Source organism: uncultured Brevundimonas sp. (genome assembly GCF_937870815.1).
Lineage (GTDB): Bacteria > Pseudomonadota > Alphaproteobacteria > Caulobacterales > Caulobacteraceae > Brevundimonas.
In genome coordinates this window covers 1-16,620 of sequence record NZ_CALMZS010000011.1, presented here as the reverse complement: position 1 = coordinate 16,620, position 16,620 = coordinate 1, and the positions used below count along the sequence as shown (strand labels likewise).

The following is a 16,620-nucleotide window of genomic DNA, read 5'->3' as shown; positions in this document are numbered from 1 at the left end:
GTGGCCGGGCTGTTCGGCGTCGGCGGCGGCACGGTGATCGTGCCGGCGGTGTTCTACGCCTTCGAGGTGCTGGGGGTCGGGGGCGAAAGCAATCTGCATGTGGCGATCGGCACCTCCCTGCTGACCATCGTCGCGACCTCGTGGCGGTCGCTGAGGGCGCACCGGGCCCACGGGGCGGTCGACGAGGTGGTGCTGAGGACCTGGACGCCGTGGGTGGCGTTCGGCGGACTGGTCGGGGCGGCGGCGGCCGGCGTGACCTCGATGGAGGGGCTGGCCATCGTCTATGCGGTCTGTCTGGCGGCGGTGGCGGCGCAGATGGCGCTGATGCCGGAGGGGCGGGCGCTGCGGGGCGACCTGCCGACCGGCTGGGGGCGGCGCGGGTTCGGGACCCTGATCGGCGGGCTGTCGGCGATGATGGGCATCGGCGGCGGCAGCTTCGGCGGCATGCTGATGACCCTGTGCGGGCGGCCGATCCACCAGGCGGTGGCGACGGCCTCGGGCTTCGGCGTGGCCATAGGCGCGGCGGCGACGCTGGGGTTCGTCGTATTCGGCTGGGACGCCGCCGGGCGGCCGCCGCTGTCGCTGGGCTATGTCAACGCGCCGGGAGCGGTGGTCATGGCGGTGCTGACCACGGCGGTGGCGCCGTGGGGGGCGAGGCTGGCCCATGCTCTGGACCGGCGGGTGCTGCGCCGCGCCTTCGCCCTCTACCTGCTGGTCACGGCCGCGGTGGTCGCCGCCAAGGCCCTCTAGGGCCTGATCGGTTGAGGAGGAATCGCTTCGCGATTCCGCCGATGCCGTGAATCAGGCTCCAGTATAATGCTGGAGCGAGGATCCGGGTTTGGACGCGATCGCGTCTAAACCGATTTCGCTCTAGGGTCGCAGCGTCAGCCCGGCCGGGGTGGCGCTGAAGGAGGACAGCCGGCCGAGGTAGCTCATGCCCAGCAGGGAGTGGGGCAGGCCCTGCTCGACGACCAGCGCCTCGACCGCGGTGACGCGAGCCCCGGCCACGGCCACGGCCTCGAGCCGGACCGGGGCGGCGCGGACCGGGCCGGCGGCGGTGATCACCGTGCGGGAGAAGTCGGCCGGGGTCGGCTTCAGGCCGAGGCGGGCGGCGTCGGCGGGGGTCAGGACCACGACGCTGGCGCCGGTGTCGACCATGACGCGGACGGCGCGTCCCCCGTCCGGAGCGTCGATGTCGGCGTCGGCCCAGTAGTGGCCGTCGCGGCCCTTCAACACCTGGGCGGCCCCGCCGGTGGCCGGGCTGGCGGCGGCGGCGGCAGGCGCGGCGGCCTGCGCCGGGCCGCGCACTCCCGCCTGCTCCGTCCACCAGGCGGTGGCCAGGGCGGAGGCGACGGCGACGGCCAGGACGGCCGCGGAGGACAGATCGAACCGCATGGCCGCCGGTTTCGCACGACGCCGTTGGCAGGCGGTGAAGAGGGATGGTTGGCGGAGGGTAAACACGGCGGAGCCGGGGCGGGCCGCTCCCCGCCCCGCAGCCTACGCCCCGCCGCCTACGCCCCGCCGCCCCGCCGCTCGCGGGCCGCGCGCCGCGGCAGCTCGCCCATGATCCGCGCCCGCTCGACGTCGGTGAAGCCGCTCCAGCCGCCGATCTCGGACAGTGTGCGCCAGCAGCCCAGGCAGAGCCCCGAGGCGCCGTCGACGACGCAGACCTTGACGCAGGGCGTGGCGATGGCGCGGGGCGGTCGGGACGGCGGGGCGGGATTTGATGACATTGGCGCGAAAATTGTTCCGGTTACAGATAAAAATACTTGCTATATCGCCGACAGGGCGCCACCGTCATCCCGACGCGAAACGACTATGACGGTGAGACTCCCGATCAGCACGACGTGTCTCTTTTCATCGTTCAGCGAAAGGAGACATCAAGGATGAACGACAAGGACCGCAACCTCCAGCACGCCATGCTGTCGTTCGCCCTGTGGGGCGGACTCCTGGTCGACACGAAACGGACCAACGGCGCCGGCGACCGGGCGATCAGCCACCCCTCCAGCTTCGTGCCGTTCAGGATCGACCGGCCGCGCCGCTAGAGCCTGACCGGTTGAGGAGGAATCGCTTCGCGATTCCGCCGATGCCGTGAATCAGGCTCCAGCATAATCCTGGCGGGCCGCCGGCGGAGGCGGCCGAGCCCCGGCCGCGAGGCCGGGGCTTTGTGTTTCGGACGCGATTGCGGCACATCACCGGACATGACCCTGATCCAGACGGAACGGCGCGGCGCGATCGAGATATGGACGATGTCGCGGCCCGGGCGGCTGAACGCCCTGCCCGACCTCGAGGACGGCGAAGCCTTCGCGGCGGCCTGCGCGGCGGTGAACGCCGACGCCGGCGTGCGCTGCGTGGTTCTCACGGGCGAGGGCCGGGCCTTTTCGGCCGGCGGCGACCTGAAGGCGATGCGCGGGCGCCGCGACCTGTTCGCCGGCGGCGGAGCCGAGATCCGCGACCGCTACCGCCGCGTCGTGCACCGGATCGTGCGCTCTCTATACGGGCTGGAGATCCCGCTGGTGGCGGCGGTCAACGGTCCGGCCATGGGGCTGGGCTGCGACATCGCCGGCCTGGCCGACATCCGCCTGGCCTCGACCGAGGCCGTCTTCGGGGTTCCGTTCCTGAAGCTGGGCCTGCTGCCGGGCGACGGCGGGGCCTGGCTGCTGCCGCGCAACATCGGCTACATGCGGGCGGCGGAGATGCTGTTCACCGGTGACGCCATCGACGCGGCGACGGCCGAGCGCTGGGGACTGGTCAACCATGTGGTCGCGCCGGACGCCTTGATGGAGGAGGCGCTGAAGATCGCCGCCAAGGTGGCCGCCCAGGCGCCCCAGGCCCTGCGCATGGCCAAGACCCTGCTGCGCCAGGGCCGGGACGCGAATTTCGACCAGATGCTGGAGATGACCGCGGCCATGCAGGCGCTCGCCCACCTGACCGAGGACCACGCCGAGGGCGTGGCGGCGGTGCTGGAGAAGCGGCCGGCGACGTTCACCGGGCGTTGACGGGGCGTCCGGGGGTTGAGCGCGCCCGGGCGCGGCGTCCACGGGGGCCGGGTCGGACCGGGTCGGCGGCGTGTGGACGGGCCTCGCTCATCAGGGCTAGGTAGGGCGCTGTCAGAACCGGCGCAGCCGGCGCCCTTGGAGACGACCCCGACATGATCCTTCGTTCGCTTCGCGCCGCCGCCGCCGCGACCGCATCACTGGCCGCCGTGGCCGGCGCCCTGGCGCTCGGCGCCGTTCCGTCCGCCGCCCTGGCCGACGAGGGCATGTGGACCTTCGACAACTTCCCGATCGAGACGGTGAACCGCGCATACGGCACGCGGATCGACCAGGCGTGGCTGGACCGTCTGCGGCTGGCCTCGGTCCGCATCCAGGGCTGCTCGGCCTCCTTCGTGTCGGACGAGGGGCTGATCCTGACCAACTGGCACTGCGTGGTCGGCTGCGCCCAGGAGCTGTCGGACGCCCGGAAGGACTATGTGAAGAACGGCTTCACGGCCGCGACGCGAGAGGAAGAGATTCGCTGCCCCGGCCAGACGGCCGAGGTGCTGACCGAAATCACCGACGTCACCGCCCGCGTCCAGGCCGCCGGCCAGGGGCTGGAAGGCGCGGCCTTCAACGCCGCCCGCCAGGCCGAGACCAGCCTCATCCAGAACGAGGCCTGCGCCGGCGATCCCGAATTCACCTGCCAGGTCATCAGCCTGTACCGGGGCGGCCAGTACAGCCTGCACAAATTCCGCAAATACGACGATGTGCGGCTGGTCTTCGCGCCGGAGAACCAGGCGGCCTTCTTCGGCGGCGATCCCGACAATTTCAACTTCCCGCGCTACGCCCTCGACGCCGGATTCCTGCGCGCCTACGAAAACAGCCGGCCGGTCGAGTCGCCGAATTTCCTGAAATGGAATCCCGAGGCTCCCGCGGAAGGCGATGTGACCTTCGTCTCCGGCAATCCGGGCTCGACCTCGCGCCTGCTGACCATGAGCCAGCTGGAGCGGCTGCGCGACCAGCAGCTGCCGGTCACCCTGATCCAGACCTCGGAGCTGCGCGGCCGCCTGCTCGAATATTCGCTGACCGGCGAGGAGGCCAAGCGCGTCTCGTTCGACCCGATCTTCGGTCTCGAGAACAGCTTCAAGGTCTATTACGGCCAGCAGGGGGCCCTGACCGATCCGGCCTTCATGGCCGCCAAGCGCGAGGCCGAGGCGGAACTGCGCGCCCGCGTCGCCGCCGATCCGGCCCTGAAGCAGCAGATCGGCGACCCTTGGGCCGAACTCGAGGCCGTGCAGGGCGTCGCCCGCGATCTCTACCTGCCCTACCGTCAGCTGGAGCAGGCGGCCGGAGGCGGATCGCAGCTGTACCGGATGGCCCGGACCCTGGTCCGCGCGGCCCGGGCCGACCAGCCGGCCGAGCGCCGGGCGCGCCTGGCGGAGACGATGGGCGAGGAGACGCCGATCGCGACCGACATGGAAGAGATCCGGATGCGCCACTGGCTGTCGAAGACGCGGGAGTATCTGACCGTCGACAACCCGCAGGTGAAGGCCCTGCTCGGCCGCGAAAGCCCGGAGGCCCTGGCCGGACGGCTGATCGGCGAAACCCGCCTGGCCGACGCCGACCTCCGCCGCCGGGCCGCCTCGATGACGCTGGACGAACTGAAGGCCGCCGATCCGCTGCTGGCCTTTGTGGCCGCCAATGACGAGGCCGCCCGGGCGATCGGCGCGCGCTGGGACGCCGAGGTCAACGCCCCGACCGCCCGCGCCGCCGAAAGGGTCGCCCAGGCCCGGTTCGCCGTCTACGGCACCGACCAGTATCCGGACGCCACCTTCAGCCTGCGCCTGTCCTACGGGCAGGTGAAGGGCTGGACCTATCGCGGCGTGACCGTGCCGCCGTTCACCCAAATCGGCGGACTGTACGAGCGGGCCACGGGATCGGAGCCGTTCAACCTGGCCCAGGCCTTCGCGGATCACGAGGCGCGGGTGGACAAGTCCGTCGTCTACAATTTCGTCTCGACCAACGACGTCATCGGCGGCAATTCCGGCTCGCCGGTGGTCAACGCCGGGGGCGAGGTGATCGGCGCGGTCTTCGACGGCAACATCCATTCGCTGGGCGGGTCGTTCGGCTACGACGGCGAGTTGAACCGGACGGTGTCGGTGTCGACGGCGGCGATCACCGAGGCGCTGCGCACCGTCTATCCCAATCCGCGACTGCTGGAAGAACTGGGGGTGGAATAGAATTCCCCGCCTCGGGGAGCCTCCCGCTTGATCGCCGGTTTCCCCCACGTCGGATCGAATGACGATCCGCTGCGAGAGAGACCGCGATGCACGGACATTACCGCAGGCTGGGGCTCGAGCTGGGCCTTCACTTCGTCATCATGTACCTGGTGATGTACGCGATGATCGCCTCGCTCGATGACTTCTACCTGAACCTCAACAACGTCTACATGACGCTGATGATGGTGGCGCCCATGGCGGTGCTGATGCTCGTGCTGATGGGTTCGATGTATGAGAACCGCCGGCTGAACCTGATCATCGGCGCGGCGGCGGTCGTCGTCCTCGCCGTCGCCTTCTGGGGCATGCGGGCGCAGGCGGCGGTCGGCGACCGGGAGTTCCTGCGCTCGATGATCCCGCACCATTCCGGAGCCATCCTGATGTGCGAACAGGCGTCGATCCGGGACCCGGAGATCGTCGCCCTGTGCGGGGAGATCGTCGAGAGCCAGCAACGCGAGATCGCCCAGATGAAGGCCATCCTCGGTCGCCTTTGATCAGGAGTGCTCCGGTCTTGCCGGACGCCCCCTTCGTCCTCCATGGTCCGGCCAATCCCGGCGCCCGCCGGCACACCCTCATTCGCCGGCCCTGGGCCGCCGCCTTCTCCCGCAAGGGAGAAGGACAGGAGACCTCGATGCGCAACTCCCAGATCACCCTGACCGCCATCGCCCTCACCCTCGCCGTCGCGACCGCCGCCCGGGCCGAGGAAGGCATGTGGACCTTCGACAACTTCCCGATCGCGCGGGCCAACCAGACGCTGGGGACCAACATCGACCAGGCCTGGCTGGACCGGGTGCGGTTGAGCTCGGTCAAGTTCGGGGGCTGTTCGGCGGGCATCGTCTCGGGCGAGGGGCTGGTGATGACCAACAACCACTGCGTCGCCACCTGCGTGGCCAATCTGTCGACCCAGGCGGTGAACCACGCCGAGACCGGCTTCGCCCCGCGCAGCCGCGAGGAGGAGCTGAAATGCCCGGGCGGGACGGCCGAGATCCTGACCGACATCTCCGACGTGACCGAGCGGATGCACGCCGCCGGCGAGGGGCTGGAGGGTCAGGCCTTCACCCGGGCCCGCGACGCCGAGGCCGGCCGCATCGAGCAGGAGACCTGCGGCGGCGACGCGACGATGCGGTGCCAGGTGGTCAGCCTGTACCGCGGCGGCCAGTTCAAGCTCTACAGCTACAGGAAATACACCGACGTCCGGCTGGCCTTCGCGCCGGAGGACAGGGCGGCGACGTTCGGCGGCGACCTCGACAATTTCAGCTTCCCGCGCTTCGCCATCGATGCGGCCTTCATCCGGCTGTACGAGAACGGGCGGCCGGTGGCGACGCCGACCCATTTCAGGTGGAAGGCCGACCGGCCGGTCGAGGGGACGCCGGTGTTCGTCTCCGGCAGTCCCGGCGCGACCCAGCGGCTGCTGACCCAGGATCAGCTGATGACCATTCGCGACGTGGTCCTGCCGCTGGACCAGCTGATCGCCTCGGAGCTGCGCGGGCGGCTGATCCGCTATTCGGAGGAGGGCGGGCGGCAGGCCTTCGAGGCCATGGACCCGATCTCGGGCGTCGAGAACACCTACAAGCGCGGGCGCGGCCGGATGGCGGCGCTGGTGGACCCGGCCTTCATGGCCGGCCGGGCCGAGGCCGAGGCGGACTTCCGCAGCCGGGTGGCGGCCGACGCGGCGCTGGCGGCGCGGATCGGCGATCCATGGGGCGACCTGGCCGAAGTCCAGCCGGTCGCGCGCGAGCTCTATCCGGCCATGGCCCTGCTCGAAGGCGGGACGGGCATGGGCACGACCTCCCCGGGCGGGGGGTCGCAGCTGTTCAGCTGGGCGCGGACCCTGGTGCGGGCGGCGCAGGAGCGGGAGAAGCCGTCCGCGGAACGCCTGCCGGAATACGCCGACAGCCGGCTGGCGGCGGTGCAGTCGGGCCTGTTCGCCGAACGGCCGGTCCATCCGTCTCTGGAGCAGTTGCGGCTGGAATGGTGGCTGTCCAAGACCCGCGAGTGGCTGACCGTCGACGATCCGCGCGTGCGCGGCCTGCTGGGCCAGGAGTCACCCGAGGCGCTGTCGGCGCGGCTGGTCGCGGGCACGGCGCTGGCCGATCCGGCGGTGCGCCGGGCGCTGTGGGAGGGCGGGCTGGCCGCCGTCGAGGCCTCGGACGATCCGTTGATCCGCTACCTGCTGTCGATCCAGGACGAGACCCGCGCGGTCCGCGCCGACTGGGAAGCCCGGGTCGAGGCGCCGACCAGCCGGGCCTCGGAACGGCTGGCGGCGGCGCGGTTCGCGGCCTATGGCGACAGTGTCTATCCGGACGCCACCGGCACCCTGCGGCTGACCTACGGCCGGATCGAGGGGTCGGACGTGCCGGGGCAGCGTTTCGGCGCCTTCACCACCTTCGCCGGCCTGTGGGACCGGGCCACCGGCGCGCCGCCGTTCGACGTGGCCCCGAAGCTGCTGGCTGCGAAGGACCGGATCGACCCGGACACGGTGATGAACATGGCGGTGTCGTCGGACACCATCGGCGGCTCGTCGGGCTCGCCCGTGGTGACCGAGGCGGGCGAGATCGTCGGGGCCAATTTCGACTCGACCGTGCTGAGCCAGCGCAACGCCTATGGCTATGACGTCAGGGTCAACCGCTCGGTCATCGTGACGACGGCGGCGGTGACGGCGGCGCTGCGCGACGTCTACGGCATGGAGCGGCTGGTCGAGGAGCTGGGGGTCGAGTGAGGGCCTAGGGCCTAGGGCTTAGGGGCAGGCCTTCCAAGACCCAGGCCCTACGACCTAGATCTGGCTCATCTTCTGCCGGGCCTTGGAGAAATACTGCCAGCCGGTCCACAGGGTGACGAGGGCGGCGATCCACAGCAGGACGTAGGCGAAGGCCTGGAACTGGGGCAGCCATTCCAGCGGCAGGCCGAATCCCTCCCAGAGCGGCACCAGGGCCAGCTGCAGGGCGCCGAGGGCGAGCATCTGCAGCGTGGTCTTCCACTTGGCCAGCAGGGTGACCGGCAGCTTGACCTTGCCGGCCACGGTCTCGCGCAGGGCCGAGACGGCGAATTCGCGGAACAGGATCAGGCCGCAGGGGATGGCGGCCTGCGGCACCGAGCCCCAGGCCAGCACGCCGAGGATGGCCCCGGTGACCAGCACCTTGTCGGCGATCGGATCGAGGATGGCGCCCCAGCGGGTGGTGGCGTGCCAGCGCCGGGCCAGCCAGCCGTCGACCCAGTCCGTCGAGGCCGCCACCATGAAGATGACGAAGGCGGTGCGGGCGAAACGGAACTGGTCGTCCGGGCTGAGATAGTCCGACAGCAGCGGCAGGCCCTGGGGCGCCGCGCCCGCGAGGATCAGGAACATCACCACCCCGGCGATCAGGCGCAGGCCGGTCAGGATGTTGGGAATCGGGTTGGCGTGGTGGGTGGGGGTCATGGAGGGCATCCGTGCTGCAACGCCGATGTGCCACGCTTCGATGCCTGAGGCGAGGTTAGAGGGCCTCAAACCGCCCCGGACCGGTCAGCGCCCGCAGGATGCCGTCGGCGATGCCGAAATGCAGGCCGGTCAGGACCAGTTCACCGGCCGCCTCGCGCTCGGCGATCCACGGGAAGGTGCGCAGATTGTCGAGCGACAGGCGCACCACCGCCTCCTCGGCGGCCCGCTCGACCTGATCCGGCTCGACGGCCTCGGCCACGCGGCGCACCGCCGGGGCGCCCTGCGCCACCCACGGGGCGACGAAGTCGCGGCAGCTGTCGGGCGCGCCGTTGAGCATGGCGTCGACGCCGCCGCAGTGGGCGTGGCCCATGACCACGATGCGCGACACCCCGAGCGCCTTGACCCCGAACTCCAGCGCCGCCGAGACCCCGTGCAGCCGGCCGTCGGGCTGGTAGGGCGGGACCAGGTTGGCGACGTTGCGGACCACGAACAGCTGGCCGGGCGCGGTGTCGAAGATCAGGGCCGGGTCGGCGCGGCTGTCGGAACAGGCGACCACCAGGGTGTGCGGGCGCTGGCCGTCGGCGGCGAGGGCCTCGTACTCGGCCCTGGCCCCGGGCCAGTGGCCCTCTCGGAAGCGGCGATAGCCGGAGAGGAGGGCGTCGCGGGATTCGTCGGTCATGGGGAACTTGTAGGTGTTTGAGTGGAGGCGCAAAACCGTGTATACGTGTTGATACACGGAGCGCGCCATGCCTGTCACCAGCCGAACCTTTCGAAGCGGAAACAGCGACGCGGTCCGGTTGCCGAAAGAGATCACCTTCGGTCCCGGCGTGGAAGTCGAGATCGAACGCAAGGGCGATGTCGTAACCATGGTTCGCAAGCGGCCTTCGATTCAGGAAATGATCGCCCGCCTTGACGCGCTCCCAAAGCCATCCAGCATCCAGAAGCGCCAGATAATCCTGCCGCCCCGCCGCAAGGGTCTCTGAATGGGGCTGATGCTGGACACCAGCGTCGCCATTCACCTGCGTGACGGCGATGACGCCATACGCGCGCGCGTTCTTCAGCTGGACGAAGCCCCCGTTCTTTCGATCATCACGCGTATCGAACTGGAAGGCGGGCTCGTTGGACCAGACGGAGCGACGCGCAAGCGGCGTTTTGAGGAGATGCTTGCGGTGCTCGTCGTCCTGCCCTTCGACGAAGCGGACGCCGACGTCTATCGCCACATCCTGTCGGCGCTCGGCTTCTCGCGCCGAAAGACGATGGATCGACTGATAGCGTCTCAGGCCATTGCCACGCGCGCGACCCTCGTCACGCTGAACGGCTCGGACTTCCGCGACATACCCGACCTCAAGCTGCTGGAATGGTGACTCTCACGCCTTCCGGAAAAACGCGTGGATGCGTTCGGCCAGGGGCTGGTTTATGCCCTCGACCTTGACCAGATCGGCGACGGCGGCGCGGGAGACGCCCTTGGCCGAACCGAAGGCGTGCAGCAGGGCCTTCTTGCGGCCCGGGCCGACGCCCTCGATCTCGTCGAGCGGGTTCTTCCGGATGTCCATCGAGCGGCGCTTCGCATGGGCCCCGTTGGCGAAGCGGTGGGCCTCGTCGCGCAGGCGCTGGATGTAGTAGAGGGCCGGCGACTTCAGCGGCAGCATGAAGGGCGGCTTGCCCGGCACGAAGAAGCGTTCAAGCCCGGCGTCCCGATCCGGTCCCTTGGCGACGCCGACGGCGACGATGTCGTCGAGGCCGAGATCGGCCAGCACCGCCTGCACCTCGGCCAGCTGACCGGCCCCGCCGTCGATCAGCAGCAGGTCCGGCCGCTCGACCGGCTCGCCCCCGTCCTCGTCCCTGACCAGCCGGCTGAAGCGGCGGCGCATGACCTCGCGCATCATGCCGTAGTCGTCGCCGGGAGTCAGATCCTCGCCGCGGATGTTGAATTTTCGGTACTGGTTGCGGCGGAAGCCCCCAGGTCCGGCCACGACCATGGCGCCGACCGCATTGGTCCCGGAGATGTGGGCGTTGTCATAGATCTCGATCCGCTCGGGCCGGGCGTCCAGACCGAAGGCCTCGCAGACCTCGTCGAGGATCCTCGACTGGGCTGAACTCTCCGCCATCCGGCGCCCGAGCGCCTCGCGGGCGTTGGTCAGGGCGTGATCGACGAGCGCCTTGCGGCCCCCCCGCCGGGGTCGTTCGATGCTGACCGACCGGCGTCCGTCGACGGTCCTGGCCTTCATCGAGAAAGCCTCCTCGAGCAGCTCCTTCTCGTGCGGGACGACGTTGGACAGTATCCGCCGGGGCGCCGGCCTGTCCTCGTAGAATTGGCCGAGGAAGGCGGCGAGGATTTCGGCGTCGGTGTCGCTGCGGTCGACGCGGGGGAAATAGGCCCGTCCGCCCCAGTTCTGGCCGGCGCGGTAGAAGAACACCTGCACGCAGGCCTGGCCGCCGTCGGAATGCAGGGCGAAGACATCGGCCTCGGCCACGCCCTCGGCGCCGACCGAATTCTCCATGGCGATGGCCGACAGGGCGCGGATGCGGTCGCGCACGCGGGCGGCCTGTTCGAAATCCATGGCGTCCGAGGCCGCCTGCATCTCCTTCGACAGCCGGCCGATGACGGCGCGCGACCTGCCGCGCAGGAAGGCCTCGGCCTCGTCGACCAGGGCGCCGTAATCCGCGAGCGGGATCAGGCCGGTGCAGGGGGCCGAGCAGCGCTTGATCTGGTGCAGCATGCACGGCCGGGTGCGGGTCTCGAAGACGCTGTCCGAACAGGAGCGGAGCAGGAAGGCCTTCTGCAGGGCGGTCAGGGTGCGGTTGACCGCCCAGGTGGAGGCGAAGGGGCCGAAATAGTCGCCCTTGATGGTGTGGGCCCCGCGGTGCTTGCGCACCTGGGGCGCGCGATGGTCGCGGCGGATCATCAGTTCGGCGAACGACTTGTCGTCGCGCAGCACGACGTTGAAGCGCGGCTTGAGCCGTTTGATGAAGCTGGATTCCAGCAGCAGGGCCTCGGTCTCCGAGGCCGTGACGACCAGCTCCATGGACCGGGTCAGGGACACCATCAGGGCGATGCGCTGGGTGTGTAATCGCCCTTGCGCGTACTGGAGGATGCGCTTCTTCAGCGAGCGCGCCTTGCCGACGTAGAGGCAGGTTCCGTCCTCGCCGTACATGCGGTAGACGCCGGGCCTGTCGGGCGCGCGCCGGGCCTCGTCGCGGATCAGGTCGGCGGCGACCAGCGGCACGGGCGGCGTCCCGGCGGCGGCGTGAATCGTCTCCTCGGTCATCCCGACCGATATAGGCCTAGAATTTGCGGACCATAAGCACGCCGGCGACGACAAGGCCGATGCCGGCGAGGCGACCCCAGCTGATCGGCTGTCGCGGCATCCCCATGGCCCCGAAATGATCGAGCACGAGGCTGAGCAGCAGCTGGCCGGCGACCATCAGGATGATGGTGGCGGCGACGCCCAGCCGGGGCACGCTCCAGGCCGCCGCCACCACGAAGACCGCCCCGTACAGGCCGCCAACCCAGGCGTACCAGGGCAGGGCCCGGGCCGCGGCCAGGTCCGGCCGGCCCTGCAGCGCCACGGCGAGCACGCCCAGCGCCGCCGTGCCGACCGCGAACGAAACGAAGGCCGCGTTCACCGGCGACCCGACCGCGCCCATCAGCTTCGCATTGGTGGGCGCCTGCAGGGCGGTGGCCGCGCCGCCGATGACGACGGCGAGCATGGCGAGAAGGGTGGGATTCATGGCCCACTGGCTAGCACACGTCGGCCGGGTCGCACGAGCCGTCAGGACTCCGCGACGATGAAGGCGGCGGCGCGCTCTCCCTCCGGATCCCTCGCCGCGCCGAAGCCGACGTTGATCTCGCGATGGCTGTCGCCCGGCGCGACGACCACCTCGGCCCGGCCGCCGGCGCGGATCAGGGCCTCGGCCAGACCCCGGCTCTGGGCGGCGGAGTCCTGGCGGCTGGCTATATGGAAGATCAGGAAGGGCGGATACTCCCGGCCGGAGGCGATCCGCAGCGTCGGCGACAGTGCAGCGGCATCGGCGCCGAAGGCCTGTTCATACATCCGCCCCAGCACGCGCCCCGCCAGGCCGCGGCCGCGGTCGCCGGTGGCGTCATAGCCCGCGCCGTCCAGCAGGATGACCCCCGCCATATCCGCCGGGCCCAGCCCATGCGCGCCCAGATAAACCGGATCGACGCCGACGAGGGCCGCCAGATGCGCGCCCGCCGAGTGGCCCAGCAGGAACAGGGGACGACCCGGCAGGTCCTGTTTCAGCCGGGCGACGGCGGCGGCGACGTCTTCGGCTGCCTCGCGGGCGCCGACCTCGGGGACCAGCCGATACGAGGTCGAGGCGAGCGTCAGCCCGTGCCGGGCCGCATAGGCCGGCAGGGCATGGACCATGCTTCGCTCGCCCCGACTCCAGCCGCCGCCATGGACGAACAGCAGCACCGGTCCGGTGTCCGGGCAGGCATGGAGGTCGAGGGCCTGAAGGGGGTGTGGGCCGAAGGAGACGACGCGGGCCGTGTCCGCACGGCGGCGCGTCCGGGCGAGGACCGCGGACGGCGCCAGGCCGGCGGCGACGGCGAGGATCATCACAGAGCGGCGGGAAAGGTGATGCACTGAACAGGCTCCCTGGATTTCGCCATTACACGCTCGGGGCCCCGACTTCCGTCGCTCACCAGAGCGGATCACAATCCCCGCCGCCGAACATCTCCGCCAGTCGGGTCCGGGTCGCCCGATGGGTATCCCCGGGCAGCTCATCCGGGTCGAACCACGCCGCCTCCGCGATCTCGCCGCGGCTGGTGCGGTCGGTCAGGGAGAAGCGGTCGATGCGGTAGACCAGCACATGGTCGCCGCGGAAGAAGCGCTCGTTGGCGTGGACGCTCACCAAGGTGGGGCGACCCTCGATGATCAGGCCGGCCTCCTCATGCATCTCGCGGGCCAGCGCCTCCTCGCAGGTCTGGCCGCGCTCGACGCCGCCGCCGGGCAGCCACCAGCCGTGCAGATAGGTGTGTTTGACCAGCAGGACGCGGCCGTCGCCGTCGACGGCCACGCCGCGCACGCCCAGAGTCATGCCCCGGCTGATCCGCGACCAGGCGAAGAACAGGGGGCGGGTGAAGGGCTCGAGGCCGGTGCGCCAGGTCGTCATGGGCGGAACGATAGGGCCTCGGATCGGCTTGAACAGCCGGGCCGCGCGCTTTATTGCGGGCGCCGACACTGGAGCACCCGAAATGCTGGCCCTCTTCATCATCCTCGGCTTCGTCGCCGTTCTCGCCGCGATCAATCTCGTCGAGTTCGGCCGGGTTGACTGAGCCGTCGGCCCGCACCGGGGCCGCCCTGGTCACCGGCGGCGGCCGGCGCATCGGCCGGGCCATCTGTCTGGAACTGGCCCGGGCCGGATTCGATGTCGCCATCCATCACCGCGGCGACCCCGATGAGGCCGAAACGGTCGCCGGCGAGGTCCGCGAACTCGGCCGCCGCGCCGCCGTGGTGCAGGCCGACCTGACCCACGAGACGCAGGTCCGCGCCCTGATCCCGGCGGCGGTCGCGGCCCTCGGCCCGCTGTCGGTGCTGATCAACAACGCCTCGGTGTTCGAGGACGACCGTGTCGGCGCCCTCGACCGCGACATCTGGGACAGGCATCTCGAGACCAACCTGCGCGCGCCCGTTGTCCTGGCCGAGGCCTTCGCGGCCCAGGCGCCGGCCGGGTCCGCGATCGTCAACCTGCTGGACCAGCGGGTGCTGAAGCCCGATCCGCGCTTCTTCTCCTACGCCCTGTCGAGGAACGGCCTGTGGTGGGCGACGCGGACCCTGGCCCAGGCCCTGGCGCCGCGAATCCGCGTCAATGGCGTGGGTCCCGGACCGACCCTGCCCTCGACCCACCAGACTCCGGCCCAGTTCGAGGCCGAGGCCGCCGCCGTGCCGCTGCAACGGGCCGGCAGCCCCGAAGCGGTCGCCGCCGCGGTGCGCTGGCTGGTGGACGCGGAGCTGGTGACGGGCCAGATGATCGCCGTCGACGGGGGCCAGCACCTGGCCTGGCGCACCCCGGACATCCTGGAGTAGCCTGTGGCCGCCTCATCCCCCCTGCCCTTTCCCGGCCCCGACGCCGGCCCCGGCCTCCGCCGCGAGGGCCTCGAGGTCTTCGTCCGCGGCCTCGAGATGGCCGCCGGCATCGGCGTGCACGACCACGAACAGGGACGGCTGCAGCGTCTGGTCATCGATGTTTCGCTGGAGCTGGCGCCGGCGGCGGTCGAGCGGCTGGCCGACACCATCGACTATACGGCGGTGGCCGAGGCGGCGCGCGCCATCGCCGGCGAGGGTCACGTCGGCCTGGTGGAGACCTTCGCCGAGCGGCTGGCGCTGGCCCTGCTGTCCGATCCGCGCGTGCGCCGCTGCACCGTGCGGATCGAGAAGCCCGGGGCGCTGGACGGCGCCGCGGCCCCCGGCTGCCGGGTGACGCTGGCGCGCTGAACCGGTTGCGCCCCCGGCGGCGGACCGTCATTCTGATCCGAACCACCCAAGGACCCCCATGGCCGAACCCGGCGATCCGCAAGCCCCGGACGACCCCGATCCCGACGACGTGGTCGGCTTCGCCTCGCCGGCGTCGCTGCAGGGCCGCGCCCGCGAGCCGGAGCCCGACCCGGAGCGGGATTTGTTCTCCGCCTCGGTGGCGGCCACGATCCCGGTCGAGCCTGAGCCTGGGCCCGAGCCTGGACCGGCCCCGTCCGCCCCGCCCGACCCGCCGGCCGCCGCGACGCCGGTCGCGGCCGCCTCGATCTTCGAACTCTCACCCGAACTCCCGGCCCGCCCGCGGCGGCGCGAGCCCCCGGCCATTCCAGGAGGCGGCATGGGCCTGTACGCCGTCTATGCGCTGATCCTCTTCGCCGTCCCCACCCTGGGCGTGTCGGCGATCATCGGCCTGCTCGCCGTCACCGGCCGGGCCGGGCCGGAAGACCCCCTGTCGCAGTCCCATTTCATCTATCAGCAACGGACGCTGTGGACTGCCGCCGTGGCCGTGGCGGTGGGGCTGATCTTCTTCCTCGTGCCGTTCGGCTTCGGCCCCGCCATCATGTTCTTCGCGGCCCTGTGGGTGGTCGCCCGCGGCGCGGCCGGAGTCTGGGCCCTGAAGGCGGGACGGCCGATCGCCGACCCCCGCGGCTGGTGGATCTGAAGGAGCGCGCCGTGACCTCCGCCCCTCCCCCCGAACGCGAACCCCGGTTCCGGACCGGGCGCCCCGACGAAGGCAAGGTCGCGGCGCTCGTCACCTGGGCGCTCTACATCCTGTCGATCCCGAGCGTCGCCCTGCTGGTTCCGCTCGGCCTCGTCGTCGCCTACGTCGCCCGCGGCAGCGCCTCCGGCGTGGCCTTGCAGCATATCGAGGCGCAGATTCGGCTGTTCTGGTCGACCTTCGCATGGACGATCGTCTTCTCCATCCTGTGGCTGATCAGCCTGTTGCTGTCCGCCGTCCTCATCGGGATTCCGTTCCTGTTCGTGTTCTGGGGGGCGCTGTTCCTGCTCATGGTCTGGTTCACGGTGAAGAGCCTCTTCGGCCTGATCAACCTGCTGGGCGACCGGGCGCCCTGAGGCCCCCTGCGGCGCGCATGCGACAGTCGCGCCGAAAGCGTCGGCGACCGACGTCCGGCGAGGAACGGATCGCGCATCCTGGAGGTTGGCCCCCCAACCCCAATGTCGGCCAGCCGACATAGACGTCAGGAATGCTTGCAGATGACCGACCTACGCGACGTTGTGACGAGCCAGCGCTTCGAGCAGGGCTTTGTCGACGCCGACGGGCAGACCCGGACCGTGTTCGCGGACTATGCGGTGCAGGGCCGGACGCGGGTGATCCTGCACGTCGAGGCCGAGCCGGCGCTGCGGGGCACGGGCGCGGCCGGAGCCTTCATGCAGGCCCTGGCCGAGCATGCCCGGACCGAGGGGCTGAAGCTGGCCCCCCGGTGCAGCTA

Annotated in this window: 22 protein-coding genes; 14 read left to right on the top strand and 8 right to left on the bottom strand. The window is 70.8% G+C overall.

From position 1 onward, the window contains the following. Positions 1 to 750 (top strand): sulfite exporter TauE/SafE family protein (locus Q0588_RS00905; RefSeq protein ID WP_298742919.1); only part of this gene is annotated, 750 nt, incomplete at its 5' end. A 120-nt stretch (positions 751 to 870) separates the two neighbouring features. On the opposite strand, the gene Q0588_RS00900 is transcribed toward Q0588_RS00905, so the two are convergent. Both Q0588_RS00900 and Q0588_RS00895 read right to left on the bottom strand, forming a co-directional pair. Further along, complete coding sequence (locus tag Q0588_RS00900; protein ID WP_298742917.1) at positions 871 to 1,395, bottom strand: TIGR02281 family clan AA aspartic protease; 525 nt, start codon at positions 1,393 to 1,395, stop codon at positions 871 to 873. Positions 1,396 to 1,511: 116 nt separating this feature from the next. Beyond that, positions 1,512 to 1,733, bottom strand: coding sequence for a DUF1289 domain-containing protein (locus Q0588_RS00895; RefSeq protein WP_298742915.1), 222 nt, complete (start codon positions 1,731 to 1,733; stop codon positions 1,512 to 1,514). A gap of 153 nt (positions 1,734 to 1,886) precedes the next feature. On the opposite strand from Q0588_RS00895, the gene Q0588_RS00890 reads away from it, so the two are divergent. The 5 genes from Q0588_RS00890 (at position 1,887) to Q0588_RS00870 (ending at position 7,973) form a co-directional block, all read left to right on the top strand. Next, positions 1,887 to 2,045, top strand: a complete 159-nt coding sequence (locus Q0588_RS00890; protein ID WP_298742913.1) for a hypothetical protein — start codon at positions 1,887 to 1,889, stop codon at positions 2,043 to 2,045. 156 nt (positions 2,046 to 2,201) lie between these two features. Next, positions 2,202 to 2,999 (top strand): crotonase/enoyl-CoA hydratase family protein, encoded by a 798-nt coding sequence (locus Q0588_RS00885; RefSeq protein WP_298742911.1) that lies wholly within the window; start codon positions 2,202 to 2,204, stop codon positions 2,997 to 2,999. Between the two features lie 152 nt (positions 3,000 to 3,151). After that, positions 3,152 to 5,218: a S46 family peptidase gene (locus tag Q0588_RS00880; protein WP_298742909.1), complete on the top strand. Its 2,067-nt coding sequence runs from the start codon at positions 3,152 to 3,154 to the stop codon at positions 5,216 to 5,218. An 86-nt stretch (positions 5,219 to 5,304) separates the two neighbouring features. Beyond that, complete coding sequence (locus Q0588_RS00875) at positions 5,305 to 5,748, top strand: DUF305 domain-containing protein (RefSeq protein WP_298742907.1); 444 nt, start codon at positions 5,305 to 5,307, stop codon at positions 5,746 to 5,748. Positions 5,749 to 5,765: 17 nt separating this feature from the next. Beyond that, positions 5,766 to 7,973 carry a S46 family peptidase gene (locus Q0588_RS00870; RefSeq protein WP_298742905.1) on the top strand — a complete coding sequence of 736 codons (2,208 nt, stop codon included), beginning with the start codon at positions 5,766 to 5,768 and terminating at the stop codon, positions 7,971 to 7,973. A gap of 54 nt (positions 7,974 to 8,027) precedes the next feature. Here the strand turns inward: Q0588_RS00870 and pgsA are convergent, their stop codons facing one another. Further along, complete coding sequence (pgsA, locus tag Q0588_RS00865) at positions 8,028 to 8,669, bottom strand: CDP-diacylglycerol--glycerol-3-phosphate 3-phosphatidyltransferase (protein ID WP_298742903.1); 642 nt, start codon at positions 8,667 to 8,669, stop codon at positions 8,028 to 8,030. A gap of 55 nt (positions 8,670 to 8,724) precedes the next feature. Then, complete coding sequence (locus tag Q0588_RS00860; RefSeq protein ID WP_298742901.1) at positions 8,725 to 9,348, bottom strand: carbonic anhydrase; 624 nt, start codon at positions 9,346 to 9,348, stop codon at positions 8,725 to 8,727. Between the two features lie 67 nt (positions 9,349 to 9,415). Here Q0588_RS00860 and Q0588_RS00855 point away from each other — a divergent pair, with 67 nt between their 5' ends. Together Q0588_RS00855 and Q0588_RS00850 are read left to right on the top strand one after the other, a co-directional pair. Continuing rightward, on the top strand, positions 9,416 to 9,652 hold the full coding sequence (locus Q0588_RS00855; protein WP_298742899.1) for an AbrB/MazE/SpoVT family DNA-binding domain-containing protein: 237 nt from the start codon (positions 9,416 to 9,418) through the stop codon (positions 9,650 to 9,652). 9 nt (positions 9,653 to 9,661) lie between these two features. Beyond that, on the top strand, positions 9,662 to 10,033 hold the full coding sequence (locus Q0588_RS00850) for a PIN domain-containing protein (protein WP_298742898.1): 372 nt from the start codon (positions 9,662 to 9,664) through the stop codon (positions 10,031 to 10,033). Positions 10,034 to 10,036: 3 nt separating this feature from the next. Here Q0588_RS00850 and uvrC read toward each other — a convergent pair whose 3' ends face one another. From uvrC to Q0588_RS00830, 4 genes are read right to left on the bottom strand one after another with little or no spacing between them, the layout of a single operon-like run. After that, positions 10,037 to 11,938: an excinuclease ABC subunit UvrC gene (gene uvrC, locus Q0588_RS00845; protein WP_298742895.1), complete on the bottom strand. Its 1,902-nt coding sequence runs from the start codon at positions 11,936 to 11,938 to the stop codon at positions 10,037 to 10,039. Positions 11,939 to 11,954: 16 nt separating this feature from the next. Continuing rightward, entirely contained in the window at positions 11,955 to 12,401 is a 447-nt protein-coding gene (locus Q0588_RS00840; RefSeq protein WP_298742894.1) for a DMT family transporter, read from the bottom strand. 41 nt (positions 12,402 to 12,442) lie between these two features. Next, positions 12,443 to 13,279 (bottom strand): alpha/beta hydrolase, encoded by an 837-nt coding sequence (locus Q0588_RS00835; protein WP_298742893.1) that lies wholly within the window; start codon positions 13,277 to 13,279, stop codon positions 12,443 to 12,445. A 55-nt stretch (positions 13,280 to 13,334) separates the two neighbouring features. Next, entirely contained in the window at positions 13,335 to 13,808 is a 474-nt protein-coding gene (locus Q0588_RS00830) for an NUDIX domain-containing protein (RefSeq protein WP_298742891.1), read from the bottom strand. Between the two features lie 28 nt (positions 13,809 to 13,836). Between Q0588_RS00830 and Q0588_RS00825 the strand changes: the two genes are divergently transcribed. The 6 genes from Q0588_RS00825 to Q0588_RS00800 form a co-directional block, all read left to right on the top strand. Continuing rightward, a complete protein-coding gene (locus Q0588_RS00825; protein ID WP_298742889.1) occupies positions 13,837 to 13,971 on the top strand; it encodes a hypothetical protein in 135 nt (44 codons plus the stop codon). After that, on the top strand, positions 13,964 to 14,722 hold the full coding sequence (locus tag Q0588_RS00820) for an SDR family oxidoreductase (RefSeq protein WP_298742887.1): 759 nt from the start codon (positions 13,964 to 13,966) through the stop codon (positions 14,720 to 14,722). Before Q0588_RS00825 ends, Q0588_RS00820 begins: the two co-directional genes overlap by 8 nt. Before the next feature lie 3 nt (positions 14,723 to 14,725). Further along, entirely contained in the window at positions 14,726 to 15,130 is a 405-nt protein-coding gene (gene folB / locus Q0588_RS00815) for a dihydroneopterin aldolase (RefSeq protein WP_298742886.1), read from the top strand. 58 nt (positions 15,131 to 15,188) lie between these two features. Beyond that, complete coding sequence (locus Q0588_RS00810) at positions 15,189 to 15,830, top strand: hypothetical protein (RefSeq protein WP_298742884.1); 642 nt, start codon at positions 15,189 to 15,191, stop codon at positions 15,828 to 15,830. 11 nt (positions 15,831 to 15,841) lie between these two features. Then, the gene (locus Q0588_RS00805) at positions 15,842 to 16,243 is read left to right on the top strand and encodes a hypothetical protein (RefSeq protein ID WP_298742882.1); all 402 of its coding nucleotides are present in this window, start codon (positions 15,842 to 15,844) and stop codon (positions 16,241 to 16,243) included. 141 nt (positions 16,244 to 16,384) lie between these two features. Further along, positions 16,385 to 16,620, top strand: a 236-nt coding sequence (locus Q0588_RS00800) for a GNAT family N-acetyltransferase (protein WP_298742880.1), incomplete at its 3' end; no start/stop codon positions are given.

Excerpts from the sequence above, each read along its gene's own strand:
- Q0588_RS00900 (WP_298742917.1), bottom strand. The coding sequence starts at position 1,395 with ATGCGGTTCGATCTGTCCTCCGCGGCCGTCCTGGCCGTCGCCGTCGCC.
- Q0588_RS00895 (WP_298742915.1), bottom strand. The coding sequence starts at position 1,733 with ATGTCATCAAATCCCGCCCCGCCGTCCCGACCGCCCCGCGCCATCGCC.
- Q0588_RS00890 (WP_298742913.1), top strand. The coding sequence starts at position 1,887 with ATGAACGACAAGGACCGCAACCTCCAGCACGCCATGCTGTCGTTCGCC.
- Q0588_RS00885 (WP_298742911.1), top strand. The coding sequence starts at position 2,202 with ATGACCCTGATCCAGACGGAACGGCGCGGCGCGATCGAGATATGGACG.
- Q0588_RS00880 (WP_298742909.1), top strand. The coding sequence starts at position 3,152 with ATGATCCTTCGTTCGCTTCGCGCCGCCGCCGCCGCGACCGCATCACTG.
- Q0588_RS00875 (WP_298742907.1), top strand. The coding sequence starts at position 5,305 with ATGCACGGACATTACCGCAGGCTGGGGCTCGAGCTGGGCCTTCACTTC.
- pgsA (WP_298742903.1), bottom strand. The coding sequence starts at position 8,669 with ATGACCCCCACCCACCACGCCAACCCGATTCCCAACATCCTGACCGGC.
- Q0588_RS00860 (WP_298742901.1), bottom strand. The coding sequence starts at position 9,348 with ATGACCGACGAATCCCGCGACGCCCTCCTCTCCGGCTATCGCCGCTTC.
- Q0588_RS00855 (WP_298742899.1), top strand. The coding sequence starts at position 9,416 with ATGCCTGTCACCAGCCGAACCTTTCGAAGCGGAAACAGCGACGCGGTC.
- Q0588_RS00850 (WP_298742898.1), top strand. The coding sequence starts at position 9,662 with ATGCTGGACACCAGCGTCGCCATTCACCTGCGTGACGGCGATGACGCC.
- uvrC (WP_298742895.1), bottom strand. The coding sequence starts at position 11,938 with ATGACCGAGGAGACGATTCACGCCGCCGCCGGGACGCCGCCCGTGCCG.
- Q0588_RS00840 (WP_298742894.1), bottom strand. The coding sequence starts at position 12,401 with ATGAATCCCACCCTTCTCGCCATGCTCGCCGTCGTCATCGGCGGCGCG.
- Q0588_RS00830 (WP_298742891.1), bottom strand. The coding sequence starts at position 13,808 with ATGACGACCTGGCGCACCGGCCTCGAGCCCTTCACCCGCCCCCTGTTC.
- Q0588_RS00810 (WP_298742884.1), top strand. The coding sequence starts at position 15,189 with ATGGCCGAACCCGGCGATCCGCAAGCCCCGGACGACCCCGATCCCGAC.